Origin of the sequence: Butyrivibrio sp. M55 (assembly GCF_900116865.1) — a bacterium.
Lineage (GTDB): Bacteria > Bacillota > Clostridia > Lachnospirales > Lachnospiraceae > Butyrivibrio.
Genome location: NZ_FPCD01000003.1, coordinates 182,064 through 203,274 on the forward strand (window position 1 = coordinate 182,064; position 21,211 = coordinate 203,274).

General features: G+C 41.8%; 15 protein-coding genes and 1 other annotated feature. Of the genes, 8 read left to right on the top strand and 7 right to left on the bottom strand.

Features of this window, described 5'->3' with window-relative positions:
* Window positions 1-15 precede the first annotated feature (15 nt).
* Entirely contained in the window at window positions 16-1,350 is a 1,335-nt protein-coding gene (locus BM398_RS05095) for a CCA tRNA nucleotidyltransferase (RefSeq protein WP_092336836.1), read from the bottom strand.
* Between the two features lie 100 nt (window positions 1,351-1,450).
* Between BM398_RS05095 and BM398_RS05100 the strand changes: the two genes are divergently transcribed.
* The 7 genes from BM398_RS05100 to BM398_RS05130 all read left to right on the top strand — a co-directional run bounded on the left by BM398_RS05100 (window position 1,451) and on the right by BM398_RS05130 (window position 12,096).
* The gene (locus tag BM398_RS05100; protein ID WP_092336707.1) at window positions 1,451-3,226 is read left to right on the top strand and encodes a GGDEF domain-containing protein; all 1,776 of its coding nucleotides are present in this window, start codon (window positions 1,451-1,453) and stop codon (window positions 3,224-3,226) included.
* Window positions 3,219-4,904 carry a GGDEF domain-containing protein gene (locus BM398_RS05105; RefSeq protein WP_175531849.1) on the top strand — a complete coding sequence of 562 codons (1,686 nt, stop codon included), beginning with the start codon at window positions 3,219-3,221 and terminating at the stop codon, window positions 4,902-4,904. The genes BM398_RS05100 and BM398_RS05105 overlap by 8 nt, the downstream gene beginning before the upstream one ends.
* A 162-nt stretch (window positions 4,905-5,066) precedes the next feature.
* Window positions 5,067-6,371: an ABC transporter substrate-binding protein gene (locus BM398_RS05110; RefSeq protein WP_092336709.1), complete on the top strand. Its 1,305-nt coding sequence runs from the start codon at window positions 5,067-5,069 to the stop codon at window positions 6,369-6,371.
* 12 nt (window positions 6,372-6,383) lie between these two features.
* Window positions 6,384-8,147, top strand: coding sequence for a methyl-accepting chemotaxis protein (locus tag BM398_RS05115; protein ID WP_092336710.1), 1,764 nt, complete (start codon window positions 6,384-6,386; stop codon window positions 8,145-8,147).
* A gap of 202 nt (window positions 8,148-8,349) precedes the next feature.
* Complete coding sequence (locus tag BM398_RS05120; RefSeq protein ID WP_092336711.1) at window positions 8,350-9,012, top strand: hypothetical protein; 663 nt, start codon at window positions 8,350-8,352, stop codon at window positions 9,010-9,012.
* A gap of 25 nt (window positions 9,013-9,037) precedes the next feature.
* Window positions 9,038-9,721, top strand: a complete 684-nt coding sequence (locus tag BM398_RS05125; RefSeq protein ID WP_092336712.1) for a hypothetical protein — start codon at window positions 9,038-9,040, stop codon at window positions 9,719-9,721.
* A 158-nt stretch (window positions 9,722-9,879) separates the two neighbouring features.
* Window positions 9,880-12,096: a type 2 periplasmic-binding domain-containing protein gene (locus BM398_RS05130; protein ID WP_092336713.1), complete on the top strand. Its 2,217-nt coding sequence runs from the start codon at window positions 9,880-9,882 to the stop codon at window positions 12,094-12,096.
* 92 nt (window positions 12,097-12,188) lie between these two features.
* Here BM398_RS05130 and proS read toward each other — a convergent pair whose 3' ends face one another.
* The 5 genes from proS to murI form a co-directional block, all read right to left on the bottom strand.
* The gene (gene proS, locus BM398_RS05135; RefSeq protein ID WP_026513399.1) at window positions 12,189-13,622 is read right to left on the bottom strand and encodes a proline--tRNA ligase; all 1,434 of its coding nucleotides are present in this window, start codon (window positions 13,620-13,622) and stop codon (window positions 12,189-12,191) included.
* Between the two features lie 83 nt (window positions 13,623-13,705).
* Window positions 13,706-13,915 (bottom strand) — a binding site (T-box leader).
* Between the two features lie 340 nt (window positions 13,916-14,255).
* On the bottom strand, window positions 14,256-15,278 hold the full coding sequence (locus BM398_RS05140) for a sugar kinase (RefSeq protein WP_092336714.1): 1,023 nt from the start codon (window positions 15,276-15,278) through the stop codon (window positions 14,256-14,258).
* 148 nt (window positions 15,279-15,426) lie between these two features.
* Window positions 15,427-15,975: an anaerobic ribonucleoside-triphosphate reductase activating protein gene (nrdG, locus tag BM398_RS05145; protein WP_092336715.1), complete on the bottom strand. Its 549-nt coding sequence runs from the start codon at window positions 15,973-15,975 to the stop codon at window positions 15,427-15,429.
* 90 nt (window positions 15,976-16,065) lie between these two features.
* Complete coding sequence (gene nrdD, locus BM398_RS05150; RefSeq protein WP_092336716.1) at window positions 16,066-18,297, bottom strand: anaerobic ribonucleoside-triphosphate reductase; 2,232 nt, start codon at window positions 18,295-18,297, stop codon at window positions 16,066-16,068.
* A 130-nt stretch (window positions 18,298-18,427) separates the two neighbouring features.
* Window positions 18,428-19,246, bottom strand: a complete 819-nt coding sequence (murI, locus tag BM398_RS05155) for a glutamate racemase (protein WP_092336717.1) — start codon at window positions 19,244-19,246, stop codon at window positions 18,428-18,430.
* Window positions 19,247-19,280: 34 nt separating this feature from the next.
* Between murI and BM398_RS05160 the strand changes: the two genes are divergently transcribed.
* Window positions 19,281-19,733, top strand: coding sequence for a hypothetical protein (locus BM398_RS05160; RefSeq protein ID WP_026656327.1), 453 nt, complete (start codon window positions 19,281-19,283; stop codon window positions 19,731-19,733).
* On the opposite strand, the gene BM398_RS05165 is transcribed toward BM398_RS05160, so the two are convergent.
* Window positions 19,716-21,191, bottom strand: a complete 1,476-nt coding sequence (locus BM398_RS05165; protein WP_092336718.1) for an SH3 domain-containing protein — start codon at window positions 21,189-21,191, stop codon at window positions 19,716-19,718. The genes BM398_RS05160 and BM398_RS05165 overlap by 18 nt on opposite strands.
* Window positions 21,192-21,211 lie beyond the last annotated feature (20 nt).

Here is a 21,211-nt window from a genome sequence, read left to right on the forward strand (position 1 = left end):
CTCATACATGATCTTTTAAAAGAATTTTTTTAACTGCTCAGAATCCAGCAGATATTCTTTAGTATTGTGCGAAGGCTCGTCAATGACGTCTTCTAGCATAGCTCCGAGCACTTCTCCTATCTGCTTTCCGGGAGTCACTCCCAGAGCGATAAGGTCTTTGCCGTTGACCGCAAGCTTCTTAAGGCTCACGCACTCGCCTTCCTTTTTTATATTCTCATAAAGAGCTCTTGAATCCTCTATATTCTTGAGCTTTTCCTCGCGGTAATACTCACTCTGAGCCATTGTATCCGCATATTTCACATCAAGAAGAAAAGGAAACTCATCCTCTCCCACTCTGTTCATGGTTCTTCGCACATTCTTTGCGGTAGCGGGGAACCTGTCATCGTGGTACTTAATAAGGTTGCACACCCTGTCCATGGTGTTTCTGTCAAACTTAAGGCGTCTGAAAATGTCATGTGCCATCTTCTCGCCAAGCTGTGCATGGCCGTGGAAATGGTTAACACCTTCATCATCCGTTGTTATCGTCAAAGGCTTCGCTATATCATGCAAAAACATTGTAAGCCTTAATACTTTATCGTTTCTCACATATCCGAGCGACTTGATAATGTGCTCTCCGACATTGTACATATGATGGGGATTGTTCTGGGAAGTCTCCATGCACACATCAAATTCGGGAAGTATCACCTTGGTGATTCCAAGTTCGTACATAACCTGCGCTTTTTCCGGATGGCCAGAAACAAGAAGCTTTACAAGTTCAGTCTGGATTCTCTCCGCGCTTATCTTGGAAAGCGTAGGCGCAAGCTCTTTTATTGCCTCTTTTGTCTTCTCTTCTATATCATAATCAAGCTGAGCCGAAAATCTGACGGCTCTCATTATGCGAAGTGCATCTTCTGAAAATCTCTCTGCAGGCTCTCCAACGCATCTTATCAGCTTATTCTCAAGATCTTCGATTCCTCCGAACCTGTCTATAAGCCCCTCTTCCTCGTTATAAGCCATGGCATTTATGGTAAAGTCACGGCGTCTCATATCTTCGGTGAGACTCTTTGTAAATGTCACTTCACTGGGATGTCTGTTATCTTCGTACTTTCCGTCTATTCTGTACGTTGTGACTTCATATCCCTCTTTATCCATCAAAACGGTGACCGTTCCGTGTTCAATTCCCGTATCGACCGTTCGTTTAAAAAGCTTTTTTATATCTTCAGGCAAAGCATTTGTCGTTATGTCCCAGTCTCCCGGTTCTCTTGAAAGAAGAGCATCTCTTACACATCCTCCGACAACATATGCTTCAAAACCAGCTTTATGCATGGTATCCAATATCTTTTTTGCATTTTCCGGTAGTTTAATAATCATACCTTCATAATATCCCAAAGAATATCAAATGTGAATAATACTCTAGGAATTTTCTCAATCTCGATATATACTTAATATATGAAATTATGAGGGAATCAGAATGAAATTTAGAATTAACAACAATTTGATAGCAGTAGGCTTCTTACTGCTTATCTTGGTGGGCATATTTTCATTTGTGAAAATTATTGATTCTTCCTACCAATATACCTCAGAGTTAATACCGATAGATGATGGTTGGACCGTTACTTATAACGGCAAAGAAATAGCTACAAACAAGAATCTGAACGACGTACAAGTGCCTGTTATCAATGAAGGTGATACGTTTTCTTTGACCAGAGTACTTCCTCCGATTCGTGATGATTCGTTATGCCTCTACTTTTATTCGATGCACAGCATCGTCGATGTTAATATTCGTCATTATGCTGAGCGTTCCAAGAAAGCCGATAAGCTTGAAAACTGGCAAATATACACTTACGGTAGAGATTTGTACAGCCAGACCACAGAAGTTCCAAACAGATACAATCACGTTCCTATTGTAAAAGGCTATTCTGAAGAAGAGATCACGATCACCTTCATAGGCACGAGAGAAGCATCATTTTCTTCGCTGTCTCCTTTTATTATTGGTTCAAGTGTTGATATATTATCCTATCATCTTTTAAGTAATACAATTAATTTGTTTGCCGGAGTATTCCTTGTAGTGCTCGGGCTTGTTCTTATAGTCATTTCTCCTTATATGTTCTTGTATCACAATAAGGAATCCCGACTATTTTTCAGTGGACTTACTTCACTCCTATTCGGAACTTACATTGTTGCCAGATTTGATTTCATCGATATGCTTATAAATAACCCGATGACTAACTCGTTTTGCGAATACTCATCGTTTATTTGTATGCCTATCTCTATTTTGGGCTATTTCATTTCAATATTCAGGGGCAAACTTAAGAGATTCTTGAAACTCCTTGTAATATTTGATTTCCTTCTTTTCGCCGGAATGACAATCCTGCACCTGTCTACGATCAAGCGTTTTTCAGCTATGACATCCTTTATTCAGGGCTACATTGTCAGCGAGACCATTATGGTTCTGGTAATTCTGGTCAGAAACAGAAAACATTTCCGAAACTCACAGAACAGAAATCTCAATTCAGATATGTTCTTCCTCATAGGTGTTGTGACATTCATTATATCTTCCTCAATAGATATTGCTATGTTCAACATCCACAAGTATTCAAGCAACCGCGGATATACCCAGAACTACGGTAACGGATTTACTTTTGGTGCCGTTATCTTCGTCTCCTGCCTGCTTATAAGTTACATGTTCTACAGTATCTACAGTAGCAAGATTTCTTCATTGCAGGAGAGATTGTCGGATTTCGCTTACACCGATCCTCTGACGGGTCTTTCAAACAGAGCCCGTTGCGAACAGGTAATGAATGTTATCTCTCAGGATCGCAGTATATATGTAATCATCAGTATCGACCTGAACAAGTTGAAAATGGTCAACGATACATACGGTCACCACGAAGGAGATCGCTTGCTTACCGGCTTTGCAACAATTTTGACAGATTGCTTCTGGGATGCAAACCTCATCGGTCGTATGGGTGGAGACGAATTTGTCGTTATAATGCTTGGCGAACATGCATCAAGCTGTACCAAGAGAATACACGAATTCCACTCTCTTATGTCCGACTGGAACCTTAAGGAGCAGGTCTTCCAGTATAGTGCTTCTTACGGCTACGCTTACAGCTACGAGGTTCCGAACGCATCCTCAAACGAAGTATATATGCTCGCAGATTCAAGAATGTATGAAATGAAAAAAGAACATCACGGACGTAAAGAAATGGAACACGAGATGGAGGAGGTGAATGCCAATGCGTAAACATATCACCTTCGCCCTTTCATCAATCTTTTTTATAGCGCTTATATCATTTGTATTTACCACATTCCTCAAGGTCGTACCTTGGTATCCGCAGTTCAAACTTCAAAAAGGATGGGTAATTACTTATAAGAACCAGCAGTACTTAAACACAGATATATCAAACTTAAGTGACCAGCTTGGTCTTACATTCTCACGAGGAGACAAGATAACGCTGACAAGGCCGAGTCCTCTTACTAAGAACAACGCGCCGTTCCCTTACCTTGTATTTAAGACCCAGCACTGCGCTTACGAAGTATTTCTTGACGGTTATACCATTGCAAAAGAGAACCTGGATGCCCGTACAGACGGCTCCTTCATTGGAACAGGCTACAACATCATTCCTCTGAAAAGAGATTTTGAAGGAAAAAAACTGTCAATCGATCTATACGTAGTTGAAAATGATACGAAGATCAACATCATTACCCCGCTTCTGGGTAACTACGACGATATATACAGATTCCTTTTGTATACTGCGGCATATCCGCTCCTGACGGGAATGTTCCTTATCGTTTTCGGACACATTTTCCTATTGATCTCACTTGTCCTGTACATGAGATCTTCGGGCGTATTTACACAGATTATATGCTCGCTTATCGTAATACTTTTGGGCCTCTGGCTCTTAACAACATTTGACTGCACAACGTTCCTTATTACCAAGGAAATGACCACGTTCCTAAGTTATATATCGCTATACCTGCTTGTCCCGTGCATATATCTGCTTATATACAACCTGCACAAGCAAAATGTTTATTCGGTCATCGCAGTACTTGGCTTTGCAACACTGGCATTCAGCATACTTTTTATTGTTCTTCACTTATTGAACAGAGTGCATATACATCATTTCCTGATGCCTTACTACATATTGTCAACGCTGTCGTTCCTTGCGCTGATCATGTACAACATAAAGGACCTTAGGAGCAAAACACGGAATCCTTCAACGCAGATCATCATGTTTGGTATCACATTCGTTAGTTTGAGCTTTATGTTGCTTGTCTTTTTCGACATGATGAACAAGAATGTCGACTGCAGAGACAGCTTTATAATGAGATTCCTGATTCCTTCGGCCGCACTGTTCTTCGTAGTAACGCAGCTGCTTAACCACTTTGTATTCATGACAAAGTTCTATGCTCAGCGAAAAGAATATGCATCTCTTACACAACTTGCCTACGAGGATGCGCTTACACGACTTCCCAACAGAGCAAGCTGTGATATGAAGCTCAACGACCTTGAACGCTCCGATCTTGACTTCTGTATCGTCAGCCTTGACCTTAACGGTCTGAAACAGGTTAACGATAACGACGGTCACCCCGCCGGAGATAAGCTTATCAAGAGCTTTGCGGATGCGCTTTCCAAGGTATTTAGCAGAAAAGGTGACTGCTTCAGAACAGGTGGTGACGAATTCCTCGCCGTATTCGACAGTATACGCCGCGAAGAACTTGATGCCCTACTTAAGAAGTTAGACGATCTTCTTCTGGAACTTGACGAAAAAGATCCTGACGTAAACCACAGCGTATCTTACGGATATGCTTTCCGTTCCGAAACAGAGGAACAGGATGTCCATTCGGTATTCATGCTTGCCGACAAGAAGATGTACGATGCAAAGCGTAAGCACTACGCAGAGATTGGAAAAACAAGATAACTATACAGAATTTAACGCGCCCGCGACTTTTATGCCGCGGGCTTTTTTTGTTTATTTTTTAAGAAAATTTCATACATTTTTTATCGGTTTCATGGCTACATATTAGATAATATAAGTACGAACAAAACGTCTATTTCTAACTCGTCACGAAAAGAGGTATCCATGAAAAACTTAAAAATCTATCTTACAATCTCTGCCCTGACAATAAGCTGTATCTTTGGCGGTTGCGGAAAAGAAGCTGTTTCAGACGAAGAGGCTTCGGAATCTGCGCCTGTTGAAAAACTCACTCTCGTAAATGCAAAGAGTGAAGTAAAGACCCAGATAGAGTCGCTTGCCCAAAAATATGCTCAGGAAACAGGCATATCGGTTGAAGTTATCGGTATTGAAGCAGGCGCGAATGTTCAGGCAACAATCAAAGGATATTATCTTTCAGATCAGATGCCTGACATTATCTGTTGTGAAGCGGCTGATTTTTCCAACTGGGACGGTCTTCTGATCGATCTTAGCGATCAGGACTGGGCAAATCGCACTGATGCTGAATTTGTGGATTCAACTTTTGGAACACTCGGATTCCCCTACACAACAGAAGCAATCGGTCTAGCATACAACGCAGATATTCTCTCTAAATGCGGCGTAGATCCCGCTTCCATTACAGGACCCGATTCAATGAGATCCGCTTTTGAAAAAATAGATGCTAAGAAAGATGAACTTGGTCTCAAAGCTGTTATAGGCTATTTTACTGAAGCAGAAAACTTGGGATGGTCTGCCGGAAACCATATATTTGGCGCATATCTCGACTCAGGTCTTGATCGTTCCGATACGACATACATTGATACATTTAATGATAATGGCAAACTTGATGAATCCAGATTCATGGACTTCGCCAATATGATAGGTCTTTTCAATCAATATTCAGATCCTGAACTCCTGACTACAGGCGCCTACGCAGATCAAGTGTCAAACTTCTCCGCAGGCAAATATGCATTTATTACTCAGGGCTCTTGGATCGGAGCGACAATGACCGGCGACAATTCTAGCGAATACGCCTCTGCCGGAAATTTCAAGGTTGGAATGGTTCCTTACGCTTTTCAGGATGGAATGGACACAATACTTACAAGTTCACCGTCCTGGTGGGCTGTTCCAAAAGAAGGTCAGGTTGAAGCTGCTAAAGCCTTTCTTCAATGGTGCTCCGAATCCGATGCTCAAAAGATTTTGGTGGAAGAAGCCGGATTTGTCAGTCCATTCACCGACTGCACTTTTGTAGCTTCCGATCCGTTTGCTCCTGTAATCGCAGAATATATCGCAGCCGGAAAGACCTCAAGCTGGCACTGGATGAACATGCCGGCAGGTCTTGGGCAAAGAGGTTTGTCTTTTGCCTTCCAAAAATTTGCCGCAGGCGAGGTCGACGCAAACGGCTTCATGAACGAGATCAAATCTATTGCAACAGAATGGTTTAAAACACTTTAAGGAGGCGGAAACGTGAAAGACAATAATAAAGTAATCGTAAAGAAAAAAGATTCCATCGTATTCCAGCTATCTTCCTTGAATTTATTGATGCTTATATCTTTTTTGATTGTAATGTACATGGTGATGTCAGCCATGAAAACATCCACAACGAGCAGTATCAATATGTTTGATTCAATGGTTGGCCTTACAACACATGAAGCAAAACTTAAATCAGATGTCATGAACCTCTATGACCAGACAACAGGATACATTTCTGCAAGTGCCGTTGAAACGCAGGCAGCTCTTTTGCCTCAAATCAATGTTGCCAAACAGGACGTTGCTTCTGATATAGAAACATTGAAAAGCAACTTTGCGCAATATAACGATGAAGAAGCAACTGCGCAGCTTGAAGAGATAACCGCCCAATATCAACGACTCACTACTTTCATAGACTCTGCTATTGCAAAGAGCGATGCCGGTGATAAAGATTCCGCATATAATATTCTTTTTGATAAAGCTGAAATACAGAAGATTGCTATTTTTCACTCATCAAAAGCACTTGATGCCGCAATTACCAAATCATCTGCGGAAACAACAAGCACGATGAATGCACTCTTTAGACAAGGCAGTTATGTAGGATTTGTCGGCGTTTTCATAATGCTCCTACTTATCACATTCAACTTCCTTATAAGTTATAAGAACATAGTTAAAAAGATTGAGCGCATCAGCGGCGAAGTAAACACGATGATCACCAACATCGAAGGCGGAAACGGAGATCTTACGGCTAGAGTGCAGACAAAGACTCACTCAGAGCTCTTATATATCACAACAGGTATAAATCACTTCATCGAAACCCTTCAGGGAATCATGAAGGATGTAAAAAACGGATCATTAGTCCTTACAAGTTCGTCTGAAAAAGTAGTCTCACAGCTTCGTCTGGCAGATGACAACGTAACCAACACTTCTGCGGCTCTTGAAGAGCTCTCGGCAAACATGGAAACCGTAGCGGGAACCGTATCATCCATCAATGACCGCGTTGAAGACGTAAAAGCCGCCGCTCAGGAGATCACGGAACAGGCTCTTTCCGGAACCGAGACCGCTGTTTCCGTCAAACAGGAAGCAAATGAAGTCAAAGCACGCGTCAACCAAAAAAAGATTGCCGCAAGCGACCATGTATCACAGCTCTCCGAGGTACTCTCAAAATCTGTGCAGGATTCCGAGAAAGTCAGCCAGATCAACGAACTTACAAATGTCATCCTCGATATCGCAAAGCACACCAATCTCCTTGCACTTAACGCTTCTATCGAAGCCGCAAGGGCAGGCGAAGCCGGAAAAGGCTTCTCCGTAGTAGCGACGGAAATAAGCTCACTCGCCGAAAACAGCAGACGAACTGCCGCAAATATCCAGGATATAAGCGCAGAAGTTACCGAAGCTGTTCGAAGACTTGCCGACAACGCACAATCAACGCTTGATTACATCAATGGAACCGTACTCGGTGATTATGATGACTTCGTAGAAACAGGTGAAAAATATGAGCAAACGGCGGATATCATGAGCGATTCCTTCGCCGCCTTTGATGATAAGGCGTCTCACCTTAACAAGATAATGCAGGAAATGGTTGAATCCGTGAGAATGATAACCGAATCCATAAAGGAAAGCTCTATCGCAATCACCTCTTCCGCCGAAAGTTCATCAGAAATTGTCGGAGGAATAAAGAAAATTTCCGAGGCAATCAATGAAAATAATGAGATTACCGAGCAACTAAACGATACAACGCAGAAATTCAAATCATTATAAATATTACAATATAGCCTTACTCTAAGACGGGACTTCGCCATGAAGTCCCGTCTTTTCTGTATTCTTGATGTATTTTGTCTAAAAGAAGATTAATTTGCTCTCACGGTTGACAACATTTACCCCCCATGTTATAAGTGTATTAATTCAATTAACACAGATGGCATTATGACATTGTCATTGCACTAATAAAAAGGAGAGACCTATGAAAAAGAAAACAACGACAGCAATTTTATTAGCAACTACAATGATGCTCGCTCTTATGGGATGCGGCGCAGCTTCGGAATCATCTTCTGACGCAAAAGCGCCGGTAGCAGAAATCAACGAAAAGGCAGACATTTACTCGACAGAGTCTGATAAAGAAGAAAAGGATGATACTGACATAGAAGCAGACGAAGAAACCTCAACGGAATCGGCAGCTCCTGCTGATCCTGCTGCTATAGCTGAATCTGCAATTGAATATAAAGGAGAGAAATTTTCAGCGCTTGACGACCTCCAGGCTTCGCTTGATAAGGCAGGTTCAATTGCTGAGCCCGCTTCCGGTTATCCTATCGAAATGGAAACCAGAAATTGCCTATATGCTTTTGATATGATAAATAAAGAGAACGACGAATGGGGCCTTCATTTCACGTCATTTGATGACAATGGTAAAGAAGCTATTATGCAGGTATCCAGTAATGACCCAAACTCCAAAACATCTAAAGGCATACACCCCGGAAGCACCAAGGACGAGCTTATCGCAGCATACGGAGAACAAAAGCCTGATGAACTCGGCTGGTATTCCTATGAATTCGATAAATACGCAATGTACTTCAAAGTAGAAAACGACAAAGTAACACTGATTGGTTCAGAAAACTTGGCAAGATGAATAGGATAATAATGAGGATAACGATATGAAGAAAAAGACAACGACAGCAATTTTACTCGCAACTACAATGATGCTCGCTCTTATGGGATGCGGCTCAGCTTCTACAGATACAGACTCTTCATCGGATGCAGCTTCTGTTGCAGAGGTTAATACAGATACAAATACAACTGACGATACATCCAAGGAAACAGATGCTGATACAGACACAAGCTCAGACAGTGCTTCAACTGATTCTTCAGAAGCAGCCAGCACTACTACTGCTTCATCTGATGCTTCATTTACATATAAGAACGAAACATTTACTATCCTTGATGATCTTCCGACTACACTGGATAAGATAAACGCTGTAGGAACCATTGTTCCGGGTACTCCTGTAGAAATAGATACAGGATCAAAGCTATATGACTATGATGCGACCAAAAACGATGCTGACTTTGGTATAGTTACATTTACTGACAACGGCAAAGAATCTGTAGGACAAATTAGTCTTATGGGTCCAAACGCTAAAACATCAAAAGGAATCGGCATTGGAAGTTCATTAAAAGAACTTACTTCTACTTACGGTGAACCAACCACAAAGCGTGCTAAAGGCTATTTTTATGATTATATATTTGATAAATATGTTCTCAGCTTCGACACCAATGACGACAAAGTATATGTAATCTACTACTATAACTTAGATTATTACAATTCTCGATCAAAGTCTTAAAATATCTACGCAAAATTTGATAAGTTCACAATCAGCTTTGATATAAAAGATAGAAAAATAACCAATGTTGATTACCTTAACTCAGATTTTTTAAATACCAGAAAGTAACATCATTTTGGACTAACTCTTCAAGCTTCGCAAATATGGAGACCTACGACATGACTAAAAAAATACCTCTACTAGAAAAAACTATATGCTCCATTCTCTCTTTTACCCTTCTTGCCACTGCAGTAACAGGCTGTGGCAAGAAAGATACCGAAAGGAAGATCACCGATCCGATAAATCCTGAAGTGTCTACTATGTTAAGCGACTCTCAGACTATGCCTAAGGACTATATTTTTAAGCAGACCGATCATGAAGGCATCCTCAATAAAGACGATTATGTTGAGTATCTTGACTACATCGAAGGCAAAGTAAGAGCCGTTACTTTGGGTAAAGACGCCAAATTCAGGTATCTCTTTGTCAACAAGGATGGTTCCAACGCACAATCTTTTGACCTTCCGATTGATGGAAAAGAGGTTTCTGATGTCATTTGCGCTTCGGATAAAGACGGAAATCTCTATACTTATTACTATACGAATGAATCTTGTCTTAAAAAGTTTAATAATACAGGAAATGAAGTCCTGAGTAAGACACTTGATTTTGAAATCTATGATATGTACTGTAGCGATAAGTACGGGCTTGTTCTTAATACTTCACGTGGCATCGAAACATTTAGCGATCAGCCTGATTTTACAGTTTTAATAAAGTTAGAGGATGCTCAGAAAAAATTTGATTCAGATGCTTTTTACCTATATAAAGGCTCAAAGGATCAGTTCTTTATCGAAGGAGCAACTTCTGAAGATGTCCCCATATTAGCTAAGGTTGATCTTGATAATAAATCTTTTGGCAAAACAAGTAAGGTCTGCTCAGAAAGACACTACTCCTATCAGAGTGGTGAAGGATATGATCTTTATGCAAAAGATTATAACGGAATATACGGCTACGACTATGAATCCGATAAAATGACCAAACTGCTTGATCTTGATGATTCATGCATAGACAGACTGAACTTTTTAAACTGGATTGCAATAAATGATAAGGAATTATTTGCTGCAACACTTGATTTCAATTCAAATATCCATTTTTCTACTTTAACTAAAGTTGATCCCGCAGATGTACCGGATAAAACGATGCTCACTTTGGGTGGTGCATGGTTCACAGCAGATGTAACCATGGCAGCAAACGTATTCAACAGATCAAGTGATAAATACAAGATAAAAGTTATTGATTATTCAGACTCCTACCCTGAAGATGAGCTTGATGATGTTCTGCAGGCGTTTAATCAGGATATTCTCGCAGGAAAAGCTCCCGATATCTTCTGCTTTTCATATTATTTTGCTCCGAACATTGACAGTTATGCAAATAAAGGCGTACTGATGGATCTTTCATCTGCTTTTGCTAAAGGCGGAGCGCTGGGCGATGTAGAAATTCTCCCTAATATATATGAGATGATGAAAACGGGTGACAAGGTGTATTCTGTTTATCCTTCGTTCGTATACAATACTCTTCTGATGAAGGAAAGTGCCGCAGGTGGTAAAACCTTTCTTTCGTTAAAAGAGTATGACGAGCTAAATCTCAAAGATTCAATGGATGGAGATAAGTTCATCAATACAAGTATTCAGACAGCCGGTGATAAGTTCATTGATTGGAAAAACAAGAAATGTAATCTTAAATGCCCTGAATTTATAGAGATTCTTGAATATGCCAAAAAGTTAAACAGCGGTAAGAAAAAACCTGCTGCATCAGACGATGAAGAGATTGCAGTCGTTGATGAGCTTCCCACCGTTAATAGTAACGGAATACTCTGTGATGAGGATTTATGGGGATTTAACTCTTTTACAGACATAGAGCAGAATGAATTAAAGGATAAGGTGGCAATACTTGGTTTTCCTAACAATAGCGGTGAAACCACAACAATGATAACTCCATTCAACCAGTTATGTGTTAGCGCATCTTCCAAATGCCCCGAGGGTGCACTGGAATTTATAAAGAGTTATTGTACAAATCCCGCAATTAATGACGTTTCTACTTTCCCTTCAGATAAGGCTCTTTTTGAATCTTATATGAAAAAGGCTACGGAGCCGGCTGCATCAGAAGAAGACGCTACCGTGTATACCAATTATCACGAGGTAAAACTAAAGCCTCTTCCTGCGGATGAAGCTCAAAAGCTCTACGACAGCATTCTTTCATGCAAGGCAATACACAGGCTTGATTCAAAGATTGATTCCTTCGTTACTGAAGAAACTGCCGCATTCTTCGAAGGTCAGAAATCAGCCGAAGAAGTTGCGGATGTTATCAATAACCGAATTCAGACATATTTAAATGAGCAGTAATTAGCTTTTGCGTTAATAATAACGGGCGCGAGAAATTAATTAGATTTCTCGCGCCCGCTCTATTATCATTTTTTACTTGATAAAAGGATTTATCAATATGCTCTTCCCCAGTAAACCATCTTTTTAGCAGGCTTGCCGCAGATAGGGCAAACATCTGAGATGTTCTCCTGCTCGAAAGGCATACAACGGCTTGTTACGTTGAATTCTTCTTTGATCTTGTCTTCGCACTCGCGGTCTCCGCACCACATAGCCTTTACGAAGCCCTTTGTCTCCTTGAAGTTCTCAGCGAACTCTTCTTTGTTGTGAGCAACAAATGTATGCTCTTCAAGGTGCTTCTTTGCTCTTGCGAACATGTCTTTCTGGATCTGATCGAGGAGCTCTCCGACTTTAGCCGATACTTCTGAGATAGCGCACTCAATCTTTTCTCTTGTATCTCTTCTTACAAGTACGCACTTGCCTGCCTCGAGGTCCTTAGGTCCGATCTCGACACGTACAGGGATTCCTCTCATCTCCTGCTCTGCGAACTTGAATCCGGGTGTTCTGTCTGTATCGTCTGTCTTTACTCTGTAATCTGAAAGACTCTTAGCGATATCGTAAGCTGCGTCAAGAACGCCTTCTTTCTTCTGCTGGATAGGAATAACAACAACCTGGATAGGAGCGATCTTAGGAGGTACAACGAGTCCTGAGTTGTCACCGTGTACCATGATCATAGCTCCGATAGTACGTGTTGTAAGTCCCCATGAAGTCTGATTTACATAGTGGAGTTTGTTGTCTTTGCCCGCATACTGGATCTCGAATGCCTTGGCAAATCCATCTCCGAAGTTGTGGCTGGTTGCGCTCTGAAGGGCTCTTCCGTCGTGCATAAGTGCCTCAACTGTGTATGTAGCCTCAGCTCCTGCAAATTTCTCTTTATCTGTCTTCTGTCCCTTAATTACAGGGATAGCCATATCGTTCTCAAGGAAGTCAGCGTATACGTTAAGCATCTGCTGTGTACGCTCTTCTGCTTCTTCGAATGTAGCGTGTGCTGTGTGGCCTTCCTGCCAGAGGAATTCTCTGCTTCTAAGGAAAGGTCTTGTCTCTTTTTCCCAACGAACAACGCTGCACCACTGGTTGAGTACCTGAGGGAGGTCTTTGTATGAGTGGATTTCTCCTCTGTAATAATCACAGAAAAGTGTCTCTGATGTAGGACGTACGCAGTATCTCTCTGTAAGAGGCTCGAGTCCGCCGTGTGTTACCCACGCAACTTCAGGTGCAAAACCTTCTACGTGATCCTTCTCCTTCTGAAGAAGTGACTCAGGGATAAACATGGGAAGATATGCGTTCTGAACTCCTGTTGCCTTGAATCTAGCGTCAAGGTGTTTCTGAATGAGCTCCCAGATTGCATATCCCGCAGGTTTGATTACCATACATCCCTTAATATTGGAATAACTTACGAGATCGGCTTTGATGCACACATCGGTATACCATTGTGTGAAATCTTCATCCATAGATGTGATCTCTGATACGAGTTTCTTGTTGTCAGCCATGTCTTTTCTCCTTTTTTGCAATTAAGTGTTTCCGGGAACTTTGAGAGACTTTTTTCAAAAAGAAAAGAACCCTCTAATCCCCTAACAGGGACCGAAGATTCTCGGCGGTACCACCCTATTTAAACCATGCAAACTCAGCAATGGTCTCACTCAATTTAACCCTTAACGCGGGAAACGCTGTATTTTCATACAGGACTCCAAGGTAGGTTCGCTGTTTATACGTAAGAACCTCGCACCAACGGCTCTCTCTCTGAAACGCTTACGCAGTTACTATTCCTCTTCAACGTCGTATTATTTAAAGATGATTTTATTAACATTTCGCAGGATTGTCAAGGGTACGTATGTTTTAGGGAACTTTTTGTAGTGTTTTCCTTATAAAAGTTCCCTAAAATTTAAAGAGAACAAAGAGTTGCTTTGCAACTCTTTGCGCGCCGATGCGCGCAAGCTTTAGCTTGCATAATTCATCTGCGCATCGGTCGCATCCATAGCGGAGCGATTTTATTTGATAGGAATTTCCTATCAAATAAAAAAAGACCGGTGGGTCCGGTCTTTTCCGCAAGATTACTCCTGCTTGTAGAGGTTTTATAAAGGAAATACGTTATGGCGAACGTAAATCGGCAAATTCATTTGTCCTCAGCGATCAAGCTCGCTGGTAGGACCTCCGGCATTGTGATTCTTGATGATGCTGTCAATCTCTTTCAGATCACTCGCGGGAAGATCTCCCGGAATCGTATTCTTTACGCTTGATGTCGCATTACCGTATGCAAGCGCTTTCTGAACATCATCATACTTAAGCATTCCGTATAATACTCCGGATACGTAAGCATCGCCGGAACCAATCCTGTCTATAACATCTATGTCTGCATATGGCGCTTCGGTGTAGAATCTATCACCTTTAGCGTCATATATAGTAGATGTAAAGTTGTGCTTTCTGGGGCTTATAACCTGCCGTTGAGTTGTGCAAACTACTTCGACAGGATATTCCTCAGTATAGCTCTTCATTATATCGAAGAGCTCGCCATTTTTCTGCATCATGCGTCGGGATGTTTCCTCCGACACAAAAAGAATATTTACATAAGGGAGGATCTTCTTTATTGCAGTCCTGGCGTCTTCTTCGCTCCAAAGGTTGGCACGGTAGTTACAATCAAATGATACCTTGGCGCCACCTTCCTTGAATCTCTTTATCATCTCAGTTGCAACTTCACAGGTGTTCTTGTTAAGTGCAAGTGAAATTCCGCTTGTATGGAACATTCTTGTAGATGTATACACACTCTCCGGAATCTCTGACAAAGAAATCCTTGTTATTGAAGAATTCATTCTGTCGTAGACTATGGATGGTTTGCGTGGTGCAGCACCGTTTTCGTAGTAATATATTCCAAGTCTTGCCTCCGGTGACTCATCGTAGATAAGGTAGTCATCCGATACACCCTCGAAACGGATTCGGTTCTTAATAAAAGTTCCGAGAGCGTTCTGTGGAAGTCTTGAAATGACTCCTGTGCGGAGTCCCAAAAGCGCTACGCCTGATGCTACATTGAGTTCAGAGCCGCCGGCTCTTTTGTCAAAAACATCTCCGCGTGTCATACGCTCATAATTCGGCGGTGAAAGACGAAGCATAATCTCTCCAAAAGTCAGAAGATCAAATCTCTCGTCTCTCATAGCTGCCTCCTCATAGCCGTAACGGCTTTCGCGTTCAATAAGTACTGCTCACGTTAATTATAATATATCAAAAAGTTTTGTATTGTAAGTGCTTACATTGTGGCGAACATTGCAAAAGTTGCACTGGTTTTTTCGATTTTTTGTACATCTAGAACCTTGAGTAGTCTCTGTCATTATACTTAGAAAGCACTATTTTCCCTGCTTTTAGCGTTTCCTTCATATCGATAACTCTCTGATTGGACGAGCCTCTGAACCTGAGCATCAGGTCTTTTTTATCAAGTTCAAACTCTCCGTCAACAAGTACATCTGTCATGGAAAGAATGGCATCCGTGTCATCCCCATGACATCTCTTGTTTCCGGTATCTGTAAGCTCTTCCAAAGTGTATCCGGAATAGATCCATATTGTAGCTTTGGGGACTTCTTTTTTTATCCGTTCAAGAAGCGGTCTTATCTCTTTCTGGTTAGCTATTTCCATAGGCTCTCCTCCAAGAATTGTAAGACCGTCGATATAGCTTGGCTTGAGAGATTCTACAATCTCATCTTCCACTTCTTTTGTATATTTCTGTCCGTAATTAAAGTCCCATGTCATTTCATTGAAACAACCTTTGCAATGATGTGTGCATCCGCTTACAAAAAAAGCTGTTCTGCATCCTATTCCGTTTGCCACATCACTGTAATATATCTGTCCGTAATTCATTTCTCGCCTTTCCTAAAAAACTCCCATCTAGTAATAAAAGCCGGGATTATTCTCCCGGCTTTTACATAGTAGGTTTAAATCAGTAACCAATCAAAGCTTAGGTGTCGCCATGTGGAGCACTCTTTCTTTGATCTCCTGTGTACGTCCCTGGTTCCAGAACTGTGTTCCGATATAACCGCAGGTACGTCTTGCTACATTCATCTTGTTCTGGTCTCTGTTACCGCAATTAGGGCATTCCCAAATGAGTTTTCCGTCTGTATCTGTAACAATCTTGATCTCCCCATCATAACCGCAGCATTGACAGAAATCTGATTTGGTATTGAGCTCAGCATACATGATGTTTTCATATATATATTTCATTACTGAAATAACCGCTTCAATATTGCTATTCATATCAGGTACTTCTACATAGCTTATTGCTCCGCCGGGTGAAAGTGCCTGGAACTCGGACTCAAACTTAAGCTTAGTAAATGCATCGATCTGCTCAGTAACATGAACATGATAGCTGTTTGTAATGTAGTTTTTGTCTGTAACGTCGGGAATCATTCCAAAACGCTTCTGCAGACATTTTGCAAATTTATATGTTGTTGACTCAAGAGGTGTTCCGTAAAGGCTGAATGAAATATTTGTCTCAGCTCTCCACTTAGCACACTTGTCGTTGAGGAACTGCATTACTTTTAATGCGAAGTCTTTTCCCTTAGCATCTGTATGGGAAACGCCCTTCATATATCTTGTACATTCGCAAAGACCTGCATATCCGAGTGATATTGTCGAATAGTTTCCAAAGAGAAGATTATCAATTGTCTCACCTTTCTGAAGTCTTGCAAGTGCACCGTTCTGCCAAAGAATAGGAGCTACATCGGAAGGTGTTCCGAGAAGTCTCTCATGTCTGCACATGAGTGCTCTCTTACAGAGTTCTGTTCTCTCTTCCATTATCTCCCAGAACTTTTTCTCATCCTTATTTGATGTACATGCTACATCTACGAGGTTGAGGGTTACAACTCCCTGGTTGAATCTTCCGTAGTATTTGTGATCGCCCTCTTTATAATTCTGCGCATGAGCCTTGTTGCCCTTGTTGCACAATCCTTCGGGAACGTTCTCGTTGTCGGGTGTAAGGAAACTTCTGCATCCCATGCAAGGATAAACGTCTCCACCCTTAAGTTCCTTCATCTTCTTAGCTGAGATGTAGTCAGGAACGAGTCTCTTTGCTGTACACTTTGCAGCGAGCTCTGTGAGGTACCAGTACTTGGAATCCTCATGGATGTTGTCCTCGTCAAGAACGTAGATAAGCTTAGGGAATGCAGGTGTGATAAGCTGTCCCTTTTCGTTCTTAACTCCGGTGATACGCTGCTTGAGCATTTCCTCGATGACCATGGCAAGGTCTTCTCTTGTCTGTCCCTCGGGAACTTCGTCAAGGTACATATAAACTGTTATGAAAGGAGCCTGTCCGTTTGTGGTCATAAGTGTGATGACCTGATACTGGATTACCTGGCATCCTCTCTCTACTTCTTTTTTAACACGCATTTCTGCGATGTCATTTACCTGCTTCTTGTTGATCTTCATTCCGGCTGTCTCGAACTCGAGCGCAACTTCCTTACGGAATTTCTGTCTGCTGACATCAACAAAGGGAACAAGGTGTGAAAGTGTGATACTCTGTCCGCCGTACTGTGAGCTTGCAATCTGCGCGATCGCCTGTGTTGCGATGTTGCATGCTGTAGAGAAGCTCTTGGGACGCTCTATCATTGTCTCTGAAATAACTGTTCCGTTCTGAAGCATATCCTCCAGATTTACAAGGCAACAGTTATGCATATGCTGTGCGAAATAATCAGAATCATGGAAGTGGATAAGTCCTGCCTCATGCGCTCTTACCACGTCTTCGGGCAAAAGAAATCTTCTGGTGATGTCCTTACTAACCTCACCGGCCATGTAATCTCTCTGTACGCTATTTACTGTAGGATTCTTATTAGAGTTTTCCTGCTTAACTTCCTCGTTATTGCACTCAATAAGAGACATGATCTGCTCGTCAGTCGTGTTAGACTTTCTGACAAGAGCATGCTTATAGCGGTATGTAATGTATTTTCTGGCAACCTCGTACTTACCTGATTTCATGAGTCCATCCTCAACCATATCCTGGATTTCCTCAACGCTTGCTGCACGAGTAAGAGATGCGCACTGATTCTCCACGCTTCTTTCGATGTCGCTGATCTGGCCTGCGGTTAATTTCTTCTCGTCGGTAACTTCGTTATTTGCCTTCTCAATAGCCGCAAGAATCTTATTGCCATCAAATGCAACTTCTTTACCGCTTCTCTTAATGATCTTCATAAGAACCCCCTTCTTTTATTTTACAAAAAACTGTTTTCGCAATCACGATATTTTTTAGCCGAATAACAATATATTGTGGTCGCATAACTATGATAATACTTTATCTAGTAAAATACAAGAAGGATAATTATTATTTTTTTCTTACATTTTCTAACCGATTATGTAGTATTTTCAAATGTTCAAGCTCTGTCTCACTCGTTATCGGTTTTCCGGAATAAAAATATTCTGTTTTCGATTGTTTCAACATCTTGTGTACGTCATCAAAAATAACTACATTATCTGGTGTCTTAGATAATTCTAATCCGAGAACCTCGGCTAAATGCTTCACTGTACCATGATTTCCGTCGATAAGAAGGGTCTCATCGCCAAAAATCTGTCTGTACGCAGGTTTAAAGTAGTTAAAGTGCGTACATCCAAGTACAAGTGCACAATATTCTTCCATATTATATGGTTCAAATTGTTTCTTTATATAATCAAGGACCTCGTCCGAATCAAACTCAGCTCTTTCCGCAAACTCAACGAGCCTTGGCATCGGCAAAAGGTCTACCCTGTGATGTTCATCTACTCTGTGAAGAAGGTCTTTTAACTTATCTTCTCTAATGGTCACGGGGGTCGCGATTACCATAATACGCTTCTTATCCGTTCCCTCAACAGCGGGCTTTACAGCCGGCTCCATCCCCAAGATAGGGATGTTGTATCTTTTCCTAAGTTCCTTAATTGCTACGCTGGTTGCGGTATTACAAGCTACTACTATCGCTTCCGCTCCCCTCTCAAGCAAAAACTCCGTGATGCCGATCGAATAACTAAGGATCTGCTCCGGGGTCTTTAATCCATACGGTACATGCTCTGTGTCTGCGTAAAATATGTAATTTTGCTCCGGAAGGTAATGATAGGCTTCATGAAGCACAGAAAGCCCACCTATTCCGGAATCAAAAATACCGATCTTCATTTTTGATTTCCTCTGTATATGCTATACTTTAATTATGAATGATAAAAAAATTGACGAACTTCAGAAATTGTACGACAACTCAAAAGTCGGTGCCTTGGTTCAGGAGATTTGCGAGTACTACGCAACAAGAGATGACTATGAAGACAACTCCTATCAGGAAGAAATTGAACCTCATGAAGTAGTTGAGTCTGTTTATATTCTCTTTTGTCTACAGAGCAGAGAACAGATACTTGATGAATTCTCTCTTATACAGAAAAAATATCCTTCTCTGTATACCTGTGTCAGTGCCCTGCACAACAATCTTCTGGTAAATATGGATTATCGTCTGCTGGAGGCAAGTTCTGCCCAAAAAATCGCAGACTATGCCAAGGATACCACTTCCGATGAAGTCCTCACCCACGCTGATACTTTTTCACGTTCGGAAAGTTCTCTATCGGAAGCAATGGATAAATTCTACTCTTGGCTTCACTCAAGGATTCTCGCTTAGATAATCCATAGATGCGTACACTGCCTTACCTTTATAATTAATAAGTGCCCATGATCCGTCATTACTTACTGCAATTCTCTTAAGTTCATCTCCGTCTTTTGCCTTGGTAACGATATCGCTGCTCGTGCTTGGCGAAGATCTGAGATTCAGGAACTCATAATTTACAACAACTTTATCATTAGTCTCCGTGTATCCTTCGGGGATGTCAAAATCACCTTTTCCGCCCCCATCGTCATCATCGCTATCGTCATCGCCATCTTTATCTTTCTGCGATTCCGTAGCTGTTTTTTCTGAATCGGGAGAAGCTACCTTATTAATAAGCTTCGTCTTTACAATAAACGCAAGAAGCATAAGGATAAGTATTCCGGTAACAACAGAAGCGATTCTGACCATTAAGAGCTTTGTCTGCTCATCGATTCCGTTATCATCATCGTAATTATCATAATCTTCATCATATTCATCTTCGTAGTAATCTCTTCCACGACGGCGATAGCGATCATCATCACGATAATCGTCTCTCTCGTCACGGCGTCTCGGACGCTCGTCTCTTCTCGGCATATATTCGTCATCACGACGTCTCGGACGATCATCTCTTCTTGGTGCATATTCATCATCGCGATATCTTGGACGGCCATCATCTCTTCTTGGCGGGTATCCGTCGTCACGACGCATAGGGCGATCATCACCCCTTCTTGGCGGGTATCCATCATCTCGGCGCATAGAACGTTCCTCATCTCTTCTCGGCGGGTATCCGTCATCTCGACGCATAGGACGCTCATCACCTCTTCTCGGCGGGTATCCATCATCTCGACGCATGGGACGCTCGTCATCTCTTCTCGGCGGGTATCCGTCATCACGGCGCATTGCGCGATCATCATCTCTTCTCGGCGGATATCCATCATCTCGGCGCATAGGACGCTCGTCGTCTCTTCTTGGGATTCGACTGTCATCACGATTATCTGCGCGCTCTCTTCTTTGCATATCAGGATTTTCAGGTTGTCCGTCAGCTTGCTCTCTTTGGCGGAAATATGCCTCGCGTTCTTCCGCATTGAAAAAATTATAGGGATCGGCAATCTCGATATCACCCGCATCCTCATGCTGATTATTCTCAGATCCGGCATTTACCTGTGGTATGTCCTGAGTCTGACCGACATTGTCCTGATTACTGACATGCTCGTTATGATCATCATAATCACGCTGATTATCATAGTTACGCTGTCCGTAATTCTGACCTTCGTAACCCTGCTGATCATCCTCATGCCCATCATAGTCCTGCTCGTGCTCATCATAGTCATGGCTGTCATAGTCTTGACCGTCATAATCACGGCTATCGTAGTCATGATCGTCATAATCCTGCATGTCTCCATACATATCGCCCGTATCGTATCTCTCATCCGGATCGTATGTATCGTAGTCATCTCTCTTCCTATAATTTTCAAAGTTTGTAATCTTTGGCAAAACCTTAATCTCCTCTTTAA